The following is a 20,959-nucleotide window of genomic DNA, read 5'->3' on the forward strand; positions in this document are numbered from 1 at the left end:
GGGTAAGGGCCGAAGGGCCTTTAACGGGTCACCAGGGACCGTAGGCGGCGGTGTCCGCGCTCTGGATCGTGCTGACGTAATCCGCGCGTTCGCGCGCCGTTCCGTCGATGTCCGCGGGGACGGCAAGCATCCCGCGCAGTTCGTCGACAGTCGTGAATCCCTTACGCCCCATCCATTCCCGCAGTCCATCGAGCAGGACGGCGGCGTACTCCGGGCTGTGGCGCAGCAGGGCGGACGCGGTCATCACCACATCGGCTCCGGCCAGTAGGTACTTGATCACCTCAGTCGCACTCTCGACGCCGGTGGTCGCGGCGAGTGACGCGCCAACTTGGCTGCGCAGCAGTGCAATCCATGTGAGCGGCAGCCGACATTCCGCCGCGGTGGACAACGACGGCGTGCGTACCATGGTGAGGGTCTCCGGGTCGACGTCGGGCTGCAGGAACCGGTTGAACAGCACCAGCCCCTCGGCGCCGGCCGCGTCGAGGCGCCGCGCCATCTCGCCGGTCGCGCTGAAGTACGGGCTCAGCTTCACCGCCACAGGTACGGTCACCGAGTCCTTGACCCACGCCAGGATGTCGAGGTGTCGTTGTTCTACGTCGCGGCCGGTGGCGTGCGGATCGCCGGGCAGGGAGTAGATATTCAACTCGATCGCGGCCGCACCGGCATCCTGCATCGAGCGTGCGTAGCGGGCCCAGCTGCCGGGCGTAATGCCGTTGAGGCTGCCGATCACCGGAATCGTGACTGCGGCAGCTGCACGTTCGAGCAGGCTCAGATACCGGCGCGGGCCGTGGTCCTGCTCGGCGGTGCGCGGAAAGTAGGTCAGGGATTCGGCGAAGCTTTCAGTGCCAGCCTCGGCCAGTTGCGCGTTCTGCTCCGCCTCGCGCTGCAGCTGCTCTTCGAACAACGAATAGAGCACCACCGCGCCGACACCGCAATCAGCGAGCCGGCGCACGCCGTCGACAGTCTGCGACAGCGGCGAGGCCGAGGCGACCAGCGGATTGTTCAGGGTGATTCCGAGATAACGCGTCGACAGTTCCATCAACGTTCCCTACGGGCGTCGGCGTGGAAGTGTTGGGGACCGCGAGACGCCATCTCCTCGTACAGATTCCAGCGCAGCGCAATGGCCTGTTCGGCGAGGTCGAGCAGCCGGTCATACTCGGCCGGATCGGAGTTGGCCAGTGAGCGGAACCGCAGCTCCCGGTTGCGGTATTCGTCGAGCGAGATCCGTGGCCGGTGCGAATCGAGCAGGAAAGGGTTGTTCCCGCCCCTCTGTAACACCGGGTCGTAGCGGATCAGTGGCCAGTGCCCACTGGCCACGGCCCGATACTGCTGATCCATCCCTTGGCGCATATCGATGCCGTGCGCGATGCACTGGCTGTAGGCGATCACCAGGGAAGGGCCGTCGTAGGCCTCCGCCTCGCGGAACGCCTGCAGGGTCTGCTGTGGGTCAGCGCCCATCGCGACCCTGGCGACATAGACGCTTCCGTAGGCGATGGCTTGCAGAGCGAGGTCCTTCAATGGCACCGTCTTGCCGGCGGCGGCGAACTTGGCTACCGCGCCGAGTGGGGTCGCCTTGGACATCTGCCCGCCGGTGTTGGAGTAGACCTCGGTATCAAGCACGAGCACGTTGACGTTGCGCCCGCTGGCAAGGACGTGGTCCAGCCCGCCGGAGCCGATGTCGTAGGCCCAGCCGTCACCGCCGACGATCCACACACTGCGGCGGACCAGGTGGTCCACCACACTGCGCAGGTCACCGGTCGTGGCAGGATCGAGTTCTTCGAGGCGACAACGGAGTTCGGAAACCCGCTGCCGCTGGGCGTGCAACTCCGACTCACGCAGCTGTGGCGCCGCCAGGATGCTGTCCACGAGCTCGGAACCGAGCACGTCACGCAACTCGGCCACGCGCCTGCGGGCCAGCTGGGCATGCCCGTCGCTGGCCAACCGGAAGCCAAGCCCGAATTCCGCGTTGTCCTCGAACAGTGAGTTCGACCAGGCCGGCCCCCGCCCGTCGGCGTTGGTGGTCCACGGTGTGGTTGGAAGATTGCCGCCGTAGATGGACGAGCAGCCCGTCGCGTTGGCGATCATCAGCCGGTCACCGAACAGCTGCGAGAGCAACTTGAGGTAGGGCGTCTCGCCGCACCCCGCGCAGGCGCCGGAGAATTCGAACAGCGGTTGCAGGAACTGGGTGCCACGCACCGTGCCGAAGTCCACCCGGGACCGGTCATTGGTCGGCAGTGTCTCGAAGAAGCCGATGTTCTCGCGCTCGACGGCCATCCGCGGCTCGGCGGGAGCGAGATTGATCGCCTTGGTTACGCCTACGCCCGGTATCACGACCGGGCAGGCCTCGACACACAGGCCGCATCCGGTGCAGTCTTCGACGTATACCTGCAACGAGTAACGGGCGTTCGGCAGGCCGACGGCGTCCAGCGGCGCGGAGGCGAATTCTTCTGGGGCCCCGTCGAGTTGGGAGCCGTCGTAGAACTTGGACCGGATCACGCTGTGTGGGCAGACGAAGCTACAGTTGCCGCACTGGATGCAGCTGTCGGAATCCCAGACCGCGACCAGCTCGGAAATGTTGCGCTTCTCGTAGGCAGTCGTACCGCTCGGGTAGCTGCCGTCCACCGGAAGTGCGCTGACCGGCAGCAGGTTTCCGCGCCCGGCCATCATCTCCGCGGTCACGGTTCGGACGAACTCCGGTGCGGACGCCGGCACCGTCGGTACCGGTGCGCGGGTGGCGGTGGCCCCGGACACGCCGGCCGGCACCGCGATCCGCTGCAACCCGGCCACCGCGCCGTCCACTGCGGCCAATTCCTTGGCCAGCACCTCGGCACCGCGATTACCGTACATCTTCTTCACCGATTCCTTGATCCGCGCGATCGCCCGTTCGCGGGGCATCACGCGCGAGATTGCGAAGAAGCACGTCTGCAACACGATGTTGATGCGTCCCGCCAGCCCGACATCGCGCGCGATCCGGTCGGCGTCGACGGCATACAGCGTGATCCGCTTACCCAGGATCTGTTCCTGGACGAGACCGGGCAGCGCGTCCCACACCTTCTCCGCCGGAAGTCGACAGTTCACCAGCAGCGTCGAGTCGGGGGCGGCGCAACCGAGAACGTCGATCTTGTCCAGGAAGCGGAACTGATGGCAGCCAACGAAATTGGCGCCGCTCACGTGGTAAGGGGCGTGGATAGGTTCCGGCCCGAAACGCAGATGCGACTCGGTTTGCGAACCCGACTTCTTCGAGTCGTAGACGAAGTAAGCCTGCGCGAACAGGCCTTCTTCGGACCCCATGATCTTGATCGTGTGCTTGTTGGCGCTGACGGTACCGTCGGAACCGAGCCCGAAGAAGACCGCCCGGAATGTCTTGGGTGACTCGATGTCAAAGGACGGGTCGTAGTCGACGCTGGTGCTCGAGACGTCGTCGTCGATACCGATGGTGAACCGCCGCCGCGGCTGTTCGCGGCCGAGTTCGGCGAACACGCCGGCGACCATGGCGGGGGTGAACTCCTTCGACGACAAGCCGTAGCGTCCGCCGGTGATGCGCGGCATGACCGGTCGTTCCCCGTCGGAGTGCGCCTCGGCGAGCGCCGCGACGACGTCCAGATAGAGGGGTTCGCCGATCGATCCTGGCTCCTTGGTGCGGTCCAGAACGGCGATCGTGCGCACGGTTGCGGGCAGAGCATCCAACAGTGCCCTGGTGGGAAACGGCCGGTACAAACGCATCTGGACCACGCCGACCCGCTCACCCTGCCCGACGAGTGCGGCGACAGTCTGCACCACAGTCTCGGCTCCCGAGCCCATCAGCACGAGTACTCGCTCCGCCTCCGGGTGCCCGCTGTAGTCGACGATGCCCATCGTGCGGCCGGTCCGCTCGCCGAGCTGCGCCATCAGTTCCGCGACCACGCCTGGAACCCGCGCGTAGAACGGGTTCACCGTTTCCCGCGCCTGGAAGTAGACGTCCGGGTTCTGTGCGGTGCCACGGATGAACGGCCGCTCTGGAGACAGTGCGCGCCCGCGATGTGCCCACACCAGGTCTTCGGGTACCAGCGCCCGAAGGTCGTCGTCGGATAACGTCTCAATGGTGTTGATTTCGTGCGAGGTTCGGAACCCGTCGAAGAAGTGCACGAACGGTACCCGGGTCGCCAAGGTGGCTGCCTGCGCGATGAGCGCCAGGTCCTGTGCCTCTTGAACCGAGGCCGACGCGAGCATTGCGAATCCTGTTTGCCGTACCGCCATCACGTCCGAGTGGTCACCGAAGATCGACAATGCCTGCGCTGCAACCGATCGTGCTGCCACATTGATGACTGCCGACGTCAGCTCACCGGCGATCTTGTACATGTTCGGGATCATCAGCAGCAGGCCCTGCGACGAGGTGAAAGTAGTGGTCAGCGCCCCGCTCTGCAGGGCGCCGTGCAAAGCGCCCGCTGCTCCACCCTCGCTTTGCATTTCGACCACGGTCGGTACGGTGCCCCACACGTTGGTCCGCCCGGCGCTGGACCACTGGTCGGCCAATTCGGCCATTGGCGAGGACGGCGTGATCGGGTAAATGCAGCACACCTCGTTGAGCCGGTAGGCGACCGAGACTGCGGCCTCATTGCCGTCCGTCGTCACGCGAGTCATGTCGGTTCCGGGAACATGTCGATGGCGTGGACCGGGCATTGATCGAAGCAGACGGCACAGCCCGTGCACTTGTCGTAGTCGAACCGGTACCCGTGCCCGACTCCGAGTTTGATCACCGCGTCCTCGGGGCATGCGCCGAGGCAGCCATCGCATTCGAAGCAGTTGCCGCACGAGAGGCAACGCCCCGCCTCGTAGGTCGCCTCCGCGGCCGACAAGCCGCCGACCACTTCCCGGAAACCCTTAACGGCGTCCACCGGTTCCAGTTCGGGCTGTTGACGTCGCTCGGAGTCGCCGAAGAACCACAGGTGCAGCATGTCGAACGTCGCCGTCGGGTGCTTGTCCGGGCGCGCGTCAGGAGCGCCGCGCAGCCAGGCATCGATGTGGTGGGCTGCCTTCTTCCCGTGTCCGACGCCGACGGTCACCGTCCGTTCACAGGGCACCATGTCGCCGCCGGCGAATACCCCCGGGCAACCGGTCATCAGCGATTCCGAGACTCGCACGGTGCCATCGTGTTCGACCACCACGCCGGGCAGTGCCCGCATGAAGGCCGACTCGGTCTCCTGACCCAGCGCCATGATCAGGGTGTCGGCGGCCAGCGTCTCGAACCGCCCGGTCGGCCGCGGGTAACCCGAATCATCGAGTTCCATTGCCTCGACTTGCAATTCGGGGCCCTCGAAGGCGGTGATCGTCCGCAGCCAGTTGATCCGCACGCCTTCACGTTCGGCTTCCTCGGCCTCCTCCTCGTGAGCCGGCATCTGCTCCCGCGTGCGGCGGTAGACGATGACGGCGTCGTCGGCACCGAGCCGACGCGCCACGCGGGCAGCGTCCATCGCCGTGTTGCCGGCACCGTAGACCGCGACATGCCTTCCGATCGAGGGCTTTTCGCCGGATGCGACGCTGCGCAGAAATGAGACCGCGTCGATCATGGTGCCGGCGTCAGTAGCCGGGATGTCGACACGTTTGGCCAGGTGCGCGCCGACCGCGACGAACACCGCGTCGAAGTGGCCCTCGTCGCGCTCGGCGGCGAGGTCCTCGACCCGGTGCCCGCAGGTGAGCTGGACGCCCAGTGCGGCGATGCGGTCGAGCTCAACTTCGAGCACGTCGCGGGGCAGTCGGTAGTTCGGGATGCCGTAACGCATCATCCCACCGGGCACGGCGCCCGCGTCGCGGATCTCGACTTCGTGGCCGAGGCGTGCCAAATGGTAGGCCGCGGACAGCCCACTCGGTCCGGCGCCGACGATCAACACCCGCCGGCCGCTGCGCATCGGCGGCGGATCGAACATCCAGCCTTGCTCCCGCGCGAGGTCGCCGAGGAAACGCTCCACCGAATGAATCGATACTGCGCCGTCGAGATGTGCTCGGTTACAAACGGTTTCACATGGGTGATAGCAGACGCGTCCGTGGATTGCGGCAAAGGGATTGTCCGCGACGAGCAGACGCCAGGCCTGTTCGTGCCGACCGGCCCTAGCATGGGCCAGCCAAGCCTGGATGTTCTCCCCGGCGGGGCAACCGGAGTTGCAGGGCGGCATCAAATCGACGTAGACGGGGCGGCGCGTGCGCACCGGTCCCGCCCGGGGACGACCATCCGTCAAGTCCGAGAGTCGCGTGACATCCTGCGGCGGGTCGGCAGTGTCTCGACCGGCACCAGTGCTTCTGGCGGTCTCGTCACCACTCATTTCCTCACGATAGGCGCAGCAAGCGAATTCGGTGTGACTACGCTGTTTCAGGGGATACCGAAGCCCGGCTGTGAGCTCAGGTGGGGTTGTTCCGGGCGCGGGCGCGGCGCACGGCCTCGTCGACGATGCGTTGGGCCACCTCCGTCAGCTTGCGGTGTTCGGATTGGCTGATCGCCCGCAGCTGTGAGAACGCCTCATCGGCGCTGCGCCCGGACCGACCTCGGATCAGGCCGATCGCCTGATCGATCACCGCTCGCGACGACAGGGCAGTCTGCAGTTGGCCGGCCAGCGCCACCGCCTGCGCGAGAACCTGGGCGTTGTGTACCGCGACGGCGGCAGGTCTGGCGAACAGTTCGCCGAGTTCGGCGGCATGCGCGTCGAAGACGTCTTTGCCGTGGGCGTAAACGTTGATCGCCCCGACAACCTGACCGGGCAGCAGCAGGGGCAGCGATAACGCGCTGTGCACTCCAAGGCGGCCCACGCGAGGGCCGAACCGAGGCCACATCATCTCCCCACCCAACGACCCGGAGCGCACGGTGCGCCGTTCCAACGCCGCGGTGATACACGGTCCTTCTCGAACTGTCACATACTGGATTTCGTCGATCTCGGCGACAAAGGGAGCGCTCGCCGCCAACGCCTCCACCATGTTGTCGACCCGGTCGACCCGCAACAAGGTCACCCCGGCACCTTCGGCACCTGGTATCGCGTGAACAGCAAAAGCCGCAACAGCGGCCAGCAGTTCGGGCAATCCCAGGCTCCCCGCAACCAGACCCGCGAGATCGTCGATCCCGGACCGCAGGTCGGCGGCGTCCGCGCTGGCCTGCTCCGGAGTCAGCGACCCGCTCGATGAGCCGGGGCCGTCCTCGGTCAACTTGGTCATGGGCGGTACCTGTGCTCACATCCTGCCGGCGCCCGCAAGCGGACCGGGGCCGTGCGATCTACCCGCGGCGTCCCGCCACGTGACAGTCGCCATCTTAGGCCGGTCGAGTCGACCGAGATGCGCCGATCGCCTTCGGGAAGTCACGGTAATTCCCTGGTTGGCGAACCAGCCATCACAACGACCGTTCGGAACGGTCGATCGGGGTGTAGCGTCATCGGTGGCTGAGAATTGCAGCTGGTCCGGGATGAGTTCGGCTGTCCGCCGCGGAACTCGAGGAGCGTCAGCTCCGAACCCCACGCGCCGGTGATCGTGTGCACGTCTGGATCACCATGACCCCTTCTCGTGTCCACCCCGCTCAGACATCCGGGGTCACTCCCTTGTCCATGGCCTCGCTGAGTGGCCATCGAAATGGTCACCGCGCCCGGTTGGCATGCCGCTGGCCGACGTCGTCGGTTGCCGTTATCAGCGCCCACGGCGAACTCGACGCCTGGAACGTCGGCAGCCTGACCGACCACGCGGTTGCGCACGCGACACGTGGCCACGGGCTTGTCCTGGATCTGAGCGACTTGGAATTCTTTGGCACCGAGGGCTTCTCGGCGCTGCACCGGGTGTCGGTGTCGTGCGCGAGGGTTGGAGCAGCCTGGGCAATGGTGGCTGGTGTCGCCGCCACCCGAGTGCTGCGGATCTGCGACCCGCAGTGCTTGCTGCCTGCCGCCCGCACCGTCGATGCGGCGATGGCCACTTTCCCCAGACCACCATCACATCGACTCCAACTCATTGCGAAGACACCGCAACGGTCGCCGGACCCAACCTAAATCGAAGGTGAGCCAGATGAACCAGTTAGTGGGGGCTGAGCCGAGGCCGAACGTTAATGGGGCGGGTGAGTCACCTCCGACGGCGGCGAGCTCGCCGCGCGACCAAGACAAATCCCGCGCCCTGGGTTTGACGTCGGCGACCGGGCTCGTCGTGGGCAGCATTGTCGGCACCGGGGTTTTCACCATGCCGGCGGTGCTTGCCGGTGCAGGCACGATGGGCATCTTTGTGTTGGCCGTGATCGCGGTGGGCGCAATGCTGTTAGCGGTCTTGTTCGGCCAGCTCACCCGCCGAGTGCCCAACAGCGACGGTGGTTTGTATGCCTATGCCCGTCACGAGTTCGGCGACTTCGCCGGCTACCTTGTGGGCTGGTGCTACTGGATCCAGACCTGGGCCGGTAATGCGGCCATCGTGGCGTCCTGGGTGTTCTACGTTGATGCCCTCTTCGGCCTCGACAACCCCGGCGGACTGGCGAACTGGGGGATCGCACTGGTCGGCTTGTGGGTCCCCGCGATCGTGAACCTGACCGGGGCTCGCCAGATGGCCTGGTTCCAGAACATCACTGTAGTGCTGAAGTTCCTGCCACTGCTGTTCATCGGCGTCATCGGCTGGTTCTTCGTCGAGAAGGCCAACTTCGGGGCCTTCAACGCCTCCGGGGGCAGCCTGTACAGCGCCATCGGCATCGCCGCCGGGGTGGCGCTGTTCTCTTTCATCGGCGTGGAGGCGGCGGCGATTACGGCCAAGCGAGTGAAGAACCCGCGCGTGAACGTCGGTCGCGCGTCGTTGATCGGTACCGCGGCCAGTGCCCTGCTGTACGTGCTGGTGACGGCGGCGGTGATGGGACTGGTGCCGCACGACACCCTGACCGCCACCGGGGCTCCGTTCGTGGACGCGTTCCAGGCGATGTTCTCCCAGAACGGGTGGGCGGGAAAGTTCATCGCCGCGATCGCGGTGATCTCGGGGATCGGTGCGCTCAACGGCTGGACCCTGATCGTCACCGAAACCTCGCGTGCCATCGCTCAAGACGACCTGTTCCCGCGGCCCTTCACCTGGACCGACCGCAACGGGACCGCCTGGTTCGGCATCGTGGTGGGCACCGTGTTGCCCTCGCTGCTCATGCTGTGGCGTTACACGTCCAGCTCTGGCCTGACAGTCTTCACCTATTTGGTCGACCTGACCGTGGTGACGGTGGCGATTCCCTACTTCTTCTCCGCGATCGCCCAGCTCACCTACCTGCTGTCTCGTCGGCGCCGGGTCGAAGGCTGGCGGCTGGCCCGCGATCTCACCGTCGCGGGGGTGAGCATCCTGTTCTCGATGTGGGTGACCTTCGCCGCCGGCTACCAGGTCGTCTATCAGGCCTTGGTGGTCATCCTTGCCGGGCTCGTGCTGTACGCATTCTTGAATGCCCGTCGACAGCGTGCCGGCGAGGCTGCCGAGCCGGTCGATCTTCCCAGCGACCAGCGCGCGGAGCGACCCTTCCGCGTCGAGGCGACCGGCAAGAGTCGGAAGTTCGGCACCGACATCAACGCCATCAAAGAGAAGGAACGGCTGTGACGTTCGCTGTGAACTCTGAGATCGGCCAGCTTCGCCAGGCCGTCCTCCACCGCCCTGGCCTTGAGCTGGCCAGGCTCACCCCGGAGAACATCGGGGCGCTGTTGTTCGACGACATCGTCTGGGCATCCAAGGCCAAGGAGGAGCACGACGCCTTCGCTCAGGCGTTGCGCGACAAAGGTGTTCAGGTCCACTACTTCGGTGAACTGCTGGCCCAGACGCTCGAGCTCAGCGAGGGCCGCGATTTCGTGCTCGACCGGCTGTGCACCCCGCAGCTTCTTGGTCCCTCTCTTGCCGGCCCGGTGCGTCGGCTCTTCGAGGACCTCGACGGCCCTAACTTGGCCGAGTTCCTCGTGGGCGGGGTACTGAAGGCCGACCTGCACCCGCAGCGACCGCAGAGCCTGACCTGGGACATGCTCAAGGCCGACGACTTCGTCCTGACTCCGCTGCCCAATCACCTTTTCCAGCGGGACAATTCGAGCTGGATTTACGGCGGCGTGACCATCAATCCGATGGCGAAACCCGCCCGCCAACGAGAGTCGCTGCATACTCGGGCGATCTATCGCTTCCACCCGCTGTTCGCCGACGCCGACTTCGTGACGTACTACGGCGCTGAAGACTGCAACTATCAGCCGGCGACTCTGGAAGGCGGAGACATCCACGTGATCGGCCACGGGGCAGTCCTGATCGGCATGGGAGAGCGGACGACTCCGATGGCCATCGAGACGCTCGCGCACGCCATGTTCGACGCGGGGCAGGCGACAACTGTGGTAGCCATTGAACTGCCGCACAGCCACGCCTTTATGCACCTCGACACAGTCATGTCGATGGTCGACAAGGACACCTTCGTGCTCTACCCCTACTTCGATCGCCACCTGCGGAGCTGGACCATGACGGCCGCCGACGAACCCGGCCGGCTCAGCGTGACCCGCAATCACAGCCTGTGGGACACCCTCGCCGAGATCCTCGAGGTTGACGAGATCGCGGTCCTCACCACCGACGAGGACATCCGCGCCGCTGAACGCGAGCAATGGGACGACGGCACAAACTATTTGGCCGTCGCACCCGGGGTGGTGATGGGCTACGAGCGCAATGTGGCCACCAACACCATGTTGCGCAAACACGGCATCGAGGTCGTGACAATCGCCGGCAGCGAGCTCGGTCGCGGCCGTGGCGGACCGCGGTGCATGACGTGCCCGATCGTCCGTGATGCTGGCTAGCCAGCAGGTCCCGCGTTGCCGCGATCCGGTCGTGGTTCGGCGGGGTGAGAAATATTGCGGCAACGGGGGCTTCTCGGCGGTAGCCGGGCTCCCCGTCTGCTGCCTGGGCGCCGGCACGGCCGAAAATCGCGGCTTCGCCAGCACACAGCGATGCGACGCGCCGCACGTCGTGCCGTCTCACGAACAACCCGACGAATTGACGGCAGCCCGCGCCCCAATGGAGCGACGCCTCAGCGTCATCGTCGATATCGGCTCCGATCTCGATCTCGATGCCACCCTGCACCGGGTGGTGACAGCGGCGATGGAGCTCACCCGAGCCGGCCGTGGCACGCTCGGGGTCTGCGGTCCAGATGGCACCACAATCTCGTTTCGGCAACTGCCGGCCGGCAAAGGTTCTATCGGTGCGCCCGGGAACCCGCCTGAGTCGTTGAGCCGCGACCAATTGAGTGAAGACCGGGCTGCGGCGGGCATCTCCGATCATCATCCACTGATGCGCACCGTCCTCAGTGTTCCGATCATGATTCGGAAAACCAGATTCGCCACGCTGTACTTGACCGAGAATCAGTCCGGATGCGGGTTCACGGAGTTCGATGAAATCGATGCTCGGGCAGTGGCTTCCGCGGCAGCGGTGGCTATCGATAATGCCCAACTGTTCGACCGCGCGACCGTGAGAGCCGCGTGGATCGAAGCCGGCCTCGCCATCACCACCGCCATCTTGTCGAGCGTGGAACCTCACCCGCGGCCGCTGCAACTGATCGCCGACCGCGCCTGCGCGTTGACCGACGCCGAGCAGGCCATCGTGCTCGTCCCCGACGACGCCGACCGCATCGCGCAACAGGTCGACAGCTTGGTCGTGTCCACTGCGGTTGGCCGACATGCAGGCGACCTGATCGGTCAGCTAGTTCCGGTAGCACAGTCGACCACTGGTGAAGTGTTCCGCTCCGGCGCAGCGGTGATCACCGAAACGTTTCGGCACCCGATCCAGGCATTCACCGATGTCGGTCGACGCCCCGCGATCGTCATGCCATTGCGTTGTCAGGACACGGTTATCGGTGTCGTCGTCGTGGCACGCAGCCCGGATCAACCGGTCTTCGACGCTCGTGACCTCGAGCTGATGAGCGACTTCGCCGGCCATGCTGCGGCCGCGCTGACGCTGGCAGACGCCCGTGCGCTGGCGGTCCTCACCGATCGCGAGCGGATCGCGCACAACCTGCACGACCTCGTCATCCAGCGGGTGTTCGCCGTTGGGATGGACGTGCAGGGCACCGTTGCCCGCTCGCACTCGCCCGAGGTGACCGACCGGCTCAACCGGACGCTCTCAGAGCTCCAGGCCATCATCGAAGACATCCGAACCGCGATCTTCGGCCTTCTTCAGTCTCCGGTCGGGCAGACCAGCTCGTTTCGTCAACGGATACAGCAATTGGTAGCTGCCATGACCGACAACCGGGACATCACAACAACTTTGCAGATATCCGGACCACTCACTGTCATCGCTGACGTCGTGGCCGAACATGCCGAAGCGGTCATCATGGAAGCCATCAGCAATGCCATCCGTCACTCTGGTGCGTCGGGCCTGATCGTGAAGGTTGCCGTTGGCGATGAGCTCGCGATCGACATCACCGACAACGGCAACGGCATCCCGGCCGACAATCGACGCCACAGCGGTCTGGCGAACATGCGCCGACGCGCCGAACAGGTCGGCGGACACTGCACGATCGGGTCGGCACTTGCAGGTGGCACTCACCTTCACTGGACAGCACCCATGGCTGACCCGCCCGGCCGCTGAAGCGTTCACCGCTCGACGCGGTGCACGTGATCGCGCGCGGTCCACACTGAAGAAGACCTCTGGGCGGCGTCCCGATAAATCCGCCGTCCCCGTGAGAGCCGACGACCAGCAGGTCTTCTGCACTGACGCTGTCGAGCAGTACCTGGGCGGCTTTCCCTTTAACTGTCTCCTGCGTGATTCGGACCGGATCCGCGGCGTAGACGGTTCACAGAGTCGATGCGACCAGGCCGGCGAGGTCGACGAGGCGGTGGGAGTAGCCCCATTCGTTGTCGTACCAGCCGACGATCTTGACAAGGTCGCCAGTGACCTTGGTGAGCCCCGAGTCGAAGATGCACGATGAGGGGTCGGTCACGATGTCGGAGGACACGATGGGGTCTTCGGTGTAGGTGAGAAATCCCTTGAGCTCTCCCTCGGCGGCGGCCGCGAACGCGGCGTTGACTGACTCGGCGGTGGCTGGCTCACGGACGGTGGCAGTGAGGTCGGTGGCGGAACCGGTGGGCACCGGCACCCGCAGCGCGTATCCGTCGAGGCGACCCTCGAGTTGGGGCAGCACCAGACTGATCGCACGGGCGGCCCCGGTGGATGTCGGCACCACGTTGATCGCCGCTGCGCGGGCCCGACGAAGGTCCCGGTGCGGGCCGTCCTGCAAGTTCTGGTCGGGGGTGTAGGCGTGAACGGTGGTCATCAGGCCGCGCTCGATTCCGAATGCCTCGTCGAGCACCTTCGCCATCGGCGCAAGGCAATTCGTCGTACATGATGCGTTCGATACGACGGCCTGCGTGCCGTCGTAGTCGCGGTGGTTAACCCCCATCACGACGGTGAGATCGGCACCCTTCGACGTCGCTGACACCACCACTTTCTTTGCGCCACCGTGCAGGTGGCCCCGGGCCTCCTCCGCGGCGGTGAACCGGCCGGTGGACTCGATGACGACATCCACGCCCACGTCCCCCCATGGCAGCGCCGCCGGGCCGTCAGCCATGGACCACGCCGTGATCCGCTGGTCTCCCACCACAATGTCCTGGCCGTCGACCGACACGGGGTGCGGCAGGCGTCCGAGGATGGAGTCGTACTTGAGCAGGTGCGCCAGCGTTTTGTTGTCCGTGAGGTCATTCACCGCGATGATCTCGATGTCGGTGGTGCCGGCAGCGCGTTGCGCGGCTACGGCACGAAAGAAGTTACGGCCGACACGGCCAAAGCCGTTCACGCCCACTCTGATCGTCATGTCTGTCTCCTGTAAATCGCTGCTCTATCAAGCAAATCGGCACTTTCGTCGCGCGTGTCTGTCGCGCGCGCCCTCTCAATTCTCACCGCCCGGGACGCCGGGTAGTAGAGGACAACGTCCCCGGACATCCAGGGGGCGGTACCACGGCCGAGGGTATCCACCTCGCGGCGATCGCCGGCAGCGTCGACCTGATGCAGCGCTGCTTCACCGGGCTGGAAACCCGTTCCGGCCGGATCATTCTGTCCCCGCACTGGCCAGAAAAACTGGGTGTGTTGGCAGTTCCGATTCACTATCGCGGCCTACATCTGCACCTTCGGGTGCACCTTCGGGTCAGCGGCAAGGGTGTGATCATCAGCGTGGATCCGCGCGAGACCGGCGGAGCTGGGATTCGGCACGTTGCAAGTCGACACCTTGTCGCGGTGTGCCGGTCAGTAGTGGCGTGTACTTAGTTGCGATTGCGGGACGGCTCCCGTCTTAGACGAATGGTGGTGCCGGCGGTGCCCGCGAACAAGGCTGGCGCGTCATCCAGAGCCCCGATTGTTGCCGGCTTTCCGGTCGCGGAGACGAAGCGGCGGCAGGCCTCGGTCTTGGGCCCCATCGACCCGGCCGGGAACTGCATGTTGGCCAGCTCGTGCAGATCGACCTCTGTCAGTTGCGCGGATTGTGGCGTGCCGTAATTGATCATGACGCCCGCGACGTCGGTCAGGACCATCAGGCGCTGAGCGCCGACGGCGATGCCAAGCAATGCCGCGACGTAATCCTTGTCCACAACCGCTTCGACACCTCTTAGCGCACCGGCGGTGTCTTCGGCCACGGGGGCGCCGCCACCGCCGCCGGCAATCACCACAATTCCGCTGTCGAGCAGTGCGGTGATGGAGTGTTGCTCGATGATGCGGTGCGGTTCGGGTGAGGCCACGACCCGGCGCCACCGACCGCCGTCGGCGGCGATCGTCCAGCCGTGCACGTCGGCCAACTCCCGGGCCCGCTCCCGCGGATAACCGGGGCCGACAAACTTGGTCGGAGCGCTGAACGCCGGGTCGGCTGAATCGACCAGCGTTTGGGTGACCATGGCCACGATCGGCTTGCCCACCCCCGCATTGCGCAGGGCCTGCGCGAGCCAGTAGCCGATCATTCCCTGGGTCTGCGCGACGAGGTCATCCAGCGGGTAGGGGCAGTTCAGGGCAGGGTCGGTTTCGCTTTCCAACGCCAGCAAGCCGACCTGGGGGCCGTTGCCGTGGCAGATGAGTACATCGTGGCTGGCCGCCAACGGCGCAATCGCCTCGGCGGCGACGCGCACGTGTTTGAGCTGGATGCCGGCGTCCGGGCTCTCCCCGCGCGCAAGCAGAGCGTTGCCCCCCAACGCGATGACGATTCGCACCGTCACGCACCGAATGCGTGGGTCATGACCGCCTTGATGGTGGGCATCCGGTTCGCCGCCTGGTCGAACACGATCGAGGTGGGCGATTCGAAGACGTCCTGGGTGACCTCTGCACCAACGAGTTGGAATTGGTCGCGCAGTCGGCGCCCGAGATCGGTATCGGCGTTGTGAATCGACGGCAGGCAATGCATGAACTTCGTGTCGGACCGTCCTGTTGCCTGCATGAGCTGCTCGGTCACCCGATACGGCAGCAACAGCGGTACTCGTCTGGCCCACTCCTCGGTGGACTCGCCCATACTGACCCAGACGTCGGTGTAGACGAAATCGACACCGCCAACCCCAGTCTCGACGTCGTCGGTGACCAACAGGCGGGCACCGCTGCCGGCGGCCAGCCGGTGGGCGACGTCAACGACGTCGCGAGGTGGCCACAGCTCCCGCGGTGCGGCGATCCGAACATCCAGCCCGAGCAACGCGCCGGTGACCAATAACGAGCGGGCGACATTATTGCGGCCGTCGCCAAGGAAGCAGTACGCGATCTGCTCCAGCGGTCCTCGATGATGCTCGGTCATCGTCATGATGTCGGCGAGCATCTGAGTGGGGTGCCACTCGTTGGTGAGCCCGTTCCACACCGGCACCCCAGCGTCGTCGGCAAGCTCTTCGACAGAGGCCTGGGTGAAGCCGCGGAACGCGATACCGTCGAACATCCGACCCAACACCCGGCCAGTGTCGGTGATGGACTCCTCCTTGCCGATGTGGGAGCCGTCGGGTCCGAGGTACGTCACGTGCGCCCCCTGATCATGGGCGGCGACCTCGAATGCGCATCGCGTGCGGGTGGAAGCCTTTTCGAAGATCAACGCGAAATTCCTGCCCGTGAGTCTCGGGACCTCTGACCCGCTCTGTTTATCGCGTTTGAGCTCGGCCGCCAGGTCGAGCAAGTCGAGGAACGCGCGCTTGTCCAGATCCAGCTCCTTCAGTAGGGAGCCGGGGTGTCGGCTTGTCGTCAGTGCTGTCATACCGGGAATGCCTCAGGGTTGGGGTGGGCACGCGATCTCACCGGAAAGTCCAGTACGGCTTGGCTATTGGCGGTGGACGGCCAAGATGAGATTTGATACCCGAATGTGTCCTGGGCGGTGAGCGCATCGCTCCCGGGGCCGGGGCGCACCGCGCGCAATCGAACCCGTTCCAAGCCGGCTGGTTTCAGCACCTCTTAGCCAACTCCCTTGCGTGCCAATAGTCAACCGAGGCGGCGCCAGCCGGCAGACCTACGGAGGGTTCTGCGGTCACGCCAGAGAAACCGCAGCTGCGAGCGATCCCGCTGGTAGCGTCGAGTCCAGAGATGGCGGTGGGCTCACGACATCCGTGCTGAAGGAGCTCTTATGTCTCTGTGTATTTCGTCGATGGTGGCGATCGAGATCCTCGATTCCCGCGGCCGTCCAACCCTTCGTGTGCATGCGACGTTGGCTGACGGGCGCAGCGTGGCATCGGGGGTGCCCTCTGGGGCGTCAACCGGGAGCCGAGAGGCGCTCGAGCTGCGCGACCACGATGAGAACCGGTATTCGGGACTCGGTGTGCAGCAGGCGGTCGCGCACGTCAACGGGCCGATTGCGGATGCGGTGACGGGTCGTCCGTTCGCCTCGCTCGACGAGGTCGACGACACCCTTCGCGGGCTGGACGGCACTGCGGACAAGTCGCGGTTGGGCGCCAACGCGATAGTGGGCGCGTCGATGGCCGCTGCTCAGGCGTTTGCGCTCGATTCGGGACTGCCGCTGTGGCGGTGGCTGACTCCGCACGGGGTGATTCCGCGGCTTCCGGTGCCCCATTTCAACGTTGTCAACGGGGGTGTACACGCACCGAACGCCCTCGATTTTCAGGAGTTCATGATCGCGCCCATTGGTGCGCCGTCGATGCCGGAAGCTGTGCGTGCTGGCGCCGAGGTGTATGGACGGCTGCGTGGGGTACTGGCCGAGCGGGGTTTTGCGACCGGCTTGGGGGATGAGGGTGGTTTTGCGCCGGAGATCGCTTTGCCAGAGGAGGTTTTAGCGCTGATCGTGCGCGCCATCAGCGAAGCCGGTTACGCCACCGGGCGCGACGGCGTCGCGATCGCCCTCGATCCGGCCGCAAGCGAGTTTCACCGCGACGGCCGCTATACGGTGGGCGGTGAATCGTTGTCGAGCCAGGACATGATCGAACGCTACAAGCAGATGATCGACGAGTTCCCTATCTGGAGCATCGAGGATGGTCTCGGCGAGACCGACACAGCGGGCTGGCAGGAGCTCACCGGCATGCTCGGCGGCCGCGTTCAATTGGTGGGGGACGACAATTTCGTCACGAACCCGGACTTGATCGCGTCCGCCGTGTGCGCCGGCATCGGGAACGCGGCCCTGATCAAGGTCAATCAAGTCGGCACCGTGTCGGAAACCCTTGAGGCGCTTCGGGTATGCCGGGATTCCGGCTACGCCGCGATGATCTCGCACCGTTCGGGCGAGACGGATGACACGTTCATCGCTGATCTGGCTGTCGGTTCAGGATGTGGCCAGATCAAGTCCGGCGCGCCGGCGCGCGGGGAGCGGGTGGCGAAATACAACCGACTTCTCGAGATCGCAACCGTCGTCCCGAAGCACCCGTTCGGGTTGCTCGCTGTACACCGCTGAGGCCCCGGGGCGTTTCCTGACAGGTCGTGGAGATTACGGCCGCTGGTCGCAATGGCGACTTTGTGGCAGTGGGTCTTTGGGCCCGGTATTTCCTTGTTTACCTGCGCCAGTGTGGCTTCGGCGGTGATATCGATCTGCTGATGCCACAGTGCACGTCGGGGCTGGTGTAGACAAGGTCAAACCGCTGTCGGCGCCTTAGCCAGGCCGCGGCGCCGCTGTCCTTTGCCTGCTCTTCGTGCCGCCGGAATCGAAGTGTGGGTCCGGGTCCGCCGTCGACCTCGCGCGCCCCGGGTAGCCTCTGCCGATATTTTCCACCGCACCGACAACGTGGCCTTTCGCGGAGAACCGCCGAAACTTAGAATTGGTGACCGGATTCCGCCACCGGTCGACGACCTTCACGTGACCGACGAGCGCGCGCTTTCGACCCGGTCGCCCCGCGTTCTCACCGGGTCGAGGATGCGGTAGGCGAGGAGTTTGACGCGGTCGCTGATGAGGAACCACAGCAGGGCGTACCCCCAGACGAACCCCGCCCACTTCCACCCGAGTGGGGCCATGAACAGTCCGTAGACGGCGATGAACGTGGCGAGGGTCTGGGTGCCGAGAACGGCGATCATCAGGATGCGGGCGGGCCGGATGGACCAGAACGGGCCGCGGGTTCGGGTCAGGAAGACGGTGAGGTGCCCGGCGACGGAGAGCATGAGGTACATCAGGGTCTGTACGCGCGGATGGCCGAGGTCGAAGACCCGATCACCCAGATAGAACAGGCCGCATGCGGCGACGGGCCCGAGCACGCCCAGCACGCTGGCGATGCCAAGCACCATTCGCATGTTCCACGCCTCGGGCTCATTGCGGTAGTGCACGTTGTCATACGCGATGGACAGGATTGCGCCGTCGTTGAGCAGGGCGAGCATCACGATCATGATGGCGGTCAGCGGGTAGAAGTTGAACACGAGGATGGCGACGGTCATGAACAACAGCACCCGCAGCGTTTCGGCGATGCGGTAGATCGCGTAGCTGTTCATCCGCTGAAAGATTTTCCGGCTCTCTTTGATTGCGTCGATGATCACGGACAGCCCCGGGGTCAGCAATACGATGTCGGCGGCCGCGCGGGCGGCGTCGGTGGCCCCGGATACGGCGATGCCGCAGTCGGCCTTCTTCAGCGCGGGGGCGTCGTTGACCCCGTCGCCGGTCATTCCCACGATGTGGCCGCGCTGCTGCAGAACGTCGATGATGTGGTACTTGTGCTCGGGGAAGACCTGGGCGAAACCGTCTGCGGTCTCGATAGACTCGGCTACGGTCGCAGTCTCGTTCTTCTTGGTGTCGCCCAGGCTTGTGGCGTCGAGGATGCGGCTGCCCAATCCGATCTTGGCGGCGGTTTCCTTGGCGATGGCCAGCGCATCGCCGGTGACCATCTTGATGGCCACGCCCATTCCCCCTGCGGTGGTGATGGTGGCTGCCGCGTCGTCGCGCGGTGGGTCGAACAGCGGCAGCACACCGGCGAACTGCCAGCCATCGTCGCCGTCGGCGCGGGCCACACCCAGGGAACGGAAGCCGCGTGCGGCGAAATCATCGACGGCTTTGTCGGCGGCCGAGGTGATGGCTGTGGTGTTGGTGGCCAGCGCCAGGATGACTTGCGGGGCGCCTTTGGTGACCCGGAAGGTGGTTCCGTCGGCGGTGGTGACGGTGGCTTCAGTGCGTTTATGCACCGGGTCAAAGGGGGTGAAATGGGTGACGGTGTAGGCCTTCAATGCCGTGGCGTCATCGAGTCCGCCGAGGATCGCGCGGTCGATGGGGTCGTCGTTGTCGGCGCGGGAAGCCAACGCGCCGTTGAGGATCACGGTGGCCGCGGTGACGCCATCGACGGCAAACGGGGTGCCCAACGTGAGTGAGTTCTGGGTCAGGGTGCCGGTTTTGTCTGCGCACAGCACGTCCACGCCGGCGAGTTCCTCGATGGCGACCAGTCTGCTGACGATGGCTTGCTTCTTGGCGAGTACTCGTGCCCCGACGGCCATCGTCACCGACAATACGGTGGGCATGGCCACCGGGATCGCCGCGACGGTCAGCACCAGGGCGAATTGCAGGGTGGTCAGAATCGCGTCCCCGCGCACGATGGCCGTGACGACGATGAGTGTCACCAGCGCGACCGCCAGGATGATCAGGTAGTTGCCGATCTTGAGCACGGCGCGCTGGAAGTGGCTCACGGTGTGTGCGTCCTGGACCAGCTCGGCTGTCTTGCCGAAGTAGGTATCGGTGCCGGTGGCATAGACCAGGGCGCCGATCTCGCCTTGCCGGACGATGGACCCGGAGAACACCGCGTCACCGGTGGTACGGGTGGCGGGCAGTGACTCGCCGGTCAGCGCTGACTGGTCGACCTCGACCTCGTCGCCGTCCAGCAGCCGTGCGTCGGCAGGGACGATGTCCCCCAGGCGCAGTCGGACGACGTCACCGGGCACCAGCTCCCGCGCCGGTTGGTTGATCCACGCGCCGTCGCGGATGACGCGCGCGTTGATCGCGAGCTTGGCCTTGAGCGCGTCGATCGCGTTGCCTGCCTGGCGTTCCTCGGAGTAGCCGACGACACCGTTGGCCACCAGTAACAGCAGAATGATGAAGAAGTCCGGCCAGTGCCCCACTGCACCCGACAGAATCACCGCGATCTCGATCATCCACGGGATCGGACCCCAGAAATAGCCGAGGAACGTCAACAACGGATTGGTTCTGTGCTCGGCGATCTCGTTGGGTCCGTACTGTTCCAACCGCTTCGCGGCGTCGGCCGCCGTGAGTCCCTCCGGCGAGTAGCCAAGTTGTCTCGCGACCTCGGCCAGCGGCGCCGACTTCAAACCGGTATCGGGCTCGGCGCTGCCTGCGGCCGTCGACGTCGCCGCATTCGGTGTATCGGTGGTCACGGCGTTTTGCCTGGATGCCGTAATTCAGCTGCCGGTCCGCGCCGTGGACGATCTGGACGGTCAAGCCGGAGAAGGCACATGACGCTGTCGATCGGAAAATATTGCGCGGGAACAGGTTTCGCCGCCCGCGGCCTGGGTGCGGTGGTCATGGCGGTTCCCTGAGGTGCGGTGATCACTGACTTGTTCGGCCATGAGCGGGGGCTCGATGAGAGGCGGCGGCGGGCGGCCGCTCTCATGCCGGACTGGTTGTGCTTCCCAA

The 20,959-nt window shown here is 65.4% G+C and carries 13 protein-coding genes and 1 pseudogene; 6 read left to right on the forward strand and 8 right to left on the reverse strand.

Going from position 1 to position 20,959, the window contains the following annotated elements; translation table 11 throughout:
- Positions 1–28: 28 nt before the first annotated feature.
- The 4 genes from G6N38_RS20325 to G6N38_RS20340 all read right to left on the reverse strand — a co-directional run bounded on the left by G6N38_RS20325 (position 29) and on the right by G6N38_RS20340 (position 7,176).
- Positions 29–1,039, reverse strand: coding sequence for a dihydroorotate dehydrogenase-like protein (locus G6N38_RS20325; RefSeq protein ID WP_163749837.1), 1,011 nt, complete (start codon positions 1,037–1,039; stop codon positions 29–31).
- Positions 1,039–4,620, reverse strand: a complete 3,582-nt coding sequence (nifJ, locus tag G6N38_RS20330) for a pyruvate:ferredoxin (flavodoxin) oxidoreductase (protein WP_163749838.1) — start codon at positions 4,618–4,620, stop codon at positions 1,039–1,041. The genes G6N38_RS20325 and nifJ overlap by 1 nt, the downstream gene beginning before the upstream one ends.
- Positions 4,617–6,296 carry an NAD(P)-binding protein gene (locus G6N38_RS20335; protein WP_163749839.1) on the reverse strand — a complete coding sequence of 560 codons (1,680 nt, stop codon included), beginning with the start codon at positions 6,294–6,296 and terminating at the stop codon, positions 4,617–4,619. The genes nifJ and G6N38_RS20335 overlap by 4 nt, the downstream gene beginning before the upstream one ends.
- A 76-nt stretch (positions 6,297–6,372) precedes the next feature.
- Positions 6,373–7,176 (reverse strand): GAF and ANTAR domain-containing protein, encoded by an 804-nt coding sequence (locus G6N38_RS20340; protein ID WP_163749840.1) that lies wholly within the window; start codon positions 7,174–7,176, stop codon positions 6,373–6,375.
- A 383-nt stretch (positions 7,177–7,559) separates the two neighbouring features.
- Here G6N38_RS20340 and G6N38_RS20345 point away from each other — a divergent pair, with 383 nt between their 5' ends.
- The 4 genes from G6N38_RS20345 (at position 7,560) to G6N38_RS20360 (ending at position 12,546) form a co-directional block, all read left to right on the forward strand.
- The gene (locus tag G6N38_RS20345) at positions 7,560–7,991 is read left to right on the forward strand and encodes an STAS domain-containing protein (protein ID WP_179968419.1); all 432 of its coding nucleotides are present in this window, start codon (positions 7,560–7,562) and stop codon (positions 7,989–7,991) included.
- A 16-nt stretch (positions 7,992–8,007) separates the two neighbouring features.
- On the forward strand, positions 8,008–9,543 hold the full coding sequence (locus G6N38_RS20350) for an APC family permease (protein WP_163749841.1): 1,536 nt from the start codon (positions 8,008–8,010) through the stop codon (positions 9,541–9,543).
- The gene (locus tag G6N38_RS20355; protein ID WP_163749842.1) at positions 9,540–10,760 is read left to right on the forward strand and encodes an arginine deiminase; all 1,221 of its coding nucleotides are present in this window, start codon (positions 9,540–9,542) and stop codon (positions 10,758–10,760) included. Before G6N38_RS20350 ends, G6N38_RS20355 begins: the two co-directional genes overlap by 4 nt.
- A 217-nt stretch (positions 10,761–10,977) precedes the next feature.
- Positions 10,978–12,546, forward strand: coding sequence for a sensor histidine kinase (locus G6N38_RS20360; RefSeq protein ID WP_163749843.1), 1,569 nt, complete (start codon positions 10,978–10,980; stop codon positions 12,544–12,546).
- Positions 12,547–12,751: 205 nt separating this feature from the next.
- On the opposite strand, the gene gap is transcribed toward G6N38_RS20360, so the two are convergent.
- On the reverse strand, positions 12,752–13,768 hold the full coding sequence (gene gap, locus G6N38_RS20365; protein ID WP_163749844.1) for a type I glyceraldehyde-3-phosphate dehydrogenase: 1,017 nt from the start codon (positions 13,766–13,768) through the stop codon (positions 12,752–12,754).
- 134 nt (positions 13,769–13,902) lie between these two features.
- Here gap and G6N38_RS31110 point away from each other — a divergent pair.
- Positions 13,903–14,217 (forward strand): annotated as a pseudogene (locus G6N38_RS31110) (glycosyl hydrolase family 65 protein); the annotation flags it as partial.
- Here G6N38_RS31110 and G6N38_RS20370 read toward each other — a convergent pair.
- Positions 14,214–15,152, reverse strand: coding sequence for a carbamate kinase (locus G6N38_RS20370; protein WP_246227347.1), 939 nt, complete (start codon positions 15,150–15,152; stop codon positions 14,214–14,216). The pseudogene G6N38_RS31110 and the gene G6N38_RS20370 sit on opposite strands and share 4 nt — an antisense overlap.
- Complete coding sequence (gene argF, locus G6N38_RS20375) at positions 15,149–16,159, reverse strand: ornithine carbamoyltransferase (RefSeq protein ID WP_163749845.1); 1,011 nt, start codon at positions 16,157–16,159, stop codon at positions 15,149–15,151. Before argF ends, G6N38_RS20370 begins: the two co-directional genes overlap by 4 nt.
- 363 nt (positions 16,160–16,522) lie before the next feature.
- On the opposite strand from argF, the gene eno reads away from it, so the two are divergent.
- Positions 16,523–17,797 carry a phosphopyruvate hydratase gene (eno, locus tag G6N38_RS20380; RefSeq protein WP_163749846.1) on the forward strand — a complete coding sequence of 425 codons (1,275 nt, stop codon included), beginning with the start codon at positions 16,523–16,525 and terminating at the stop codon, positions 17,795–17,797.
- 395 nt (positions 17,798–18,192) lie between these two features.
- Here eno and G6N38_RS20385 read toward each other — a convergent pair whose 3' ends face one another.
- Positions 18,193–20,634: a plasma-membrane proton-efflux P-type ATPase gene (locus G6N38_RS20385; RefSeq protein WP_197748147.1), complete on the reverse strand. Its 2,442-nt coding sequence runs from the start codon at positions 20,632–20,634 to the stop codon at positions 18,193–18,195.
- Between the last annotated feature and the right edge of the window lie 325 nt (positions 20,635–20,959).

The organism is Mycolicibacterium helvum (assembly GCF_010731895.1).
GTDB lineage: Bacteria > Actinomycetota > Actinomycetes > Mycobacteriales > Mycobacteriaceae > Mycobacterium > Mycobacterium helvum.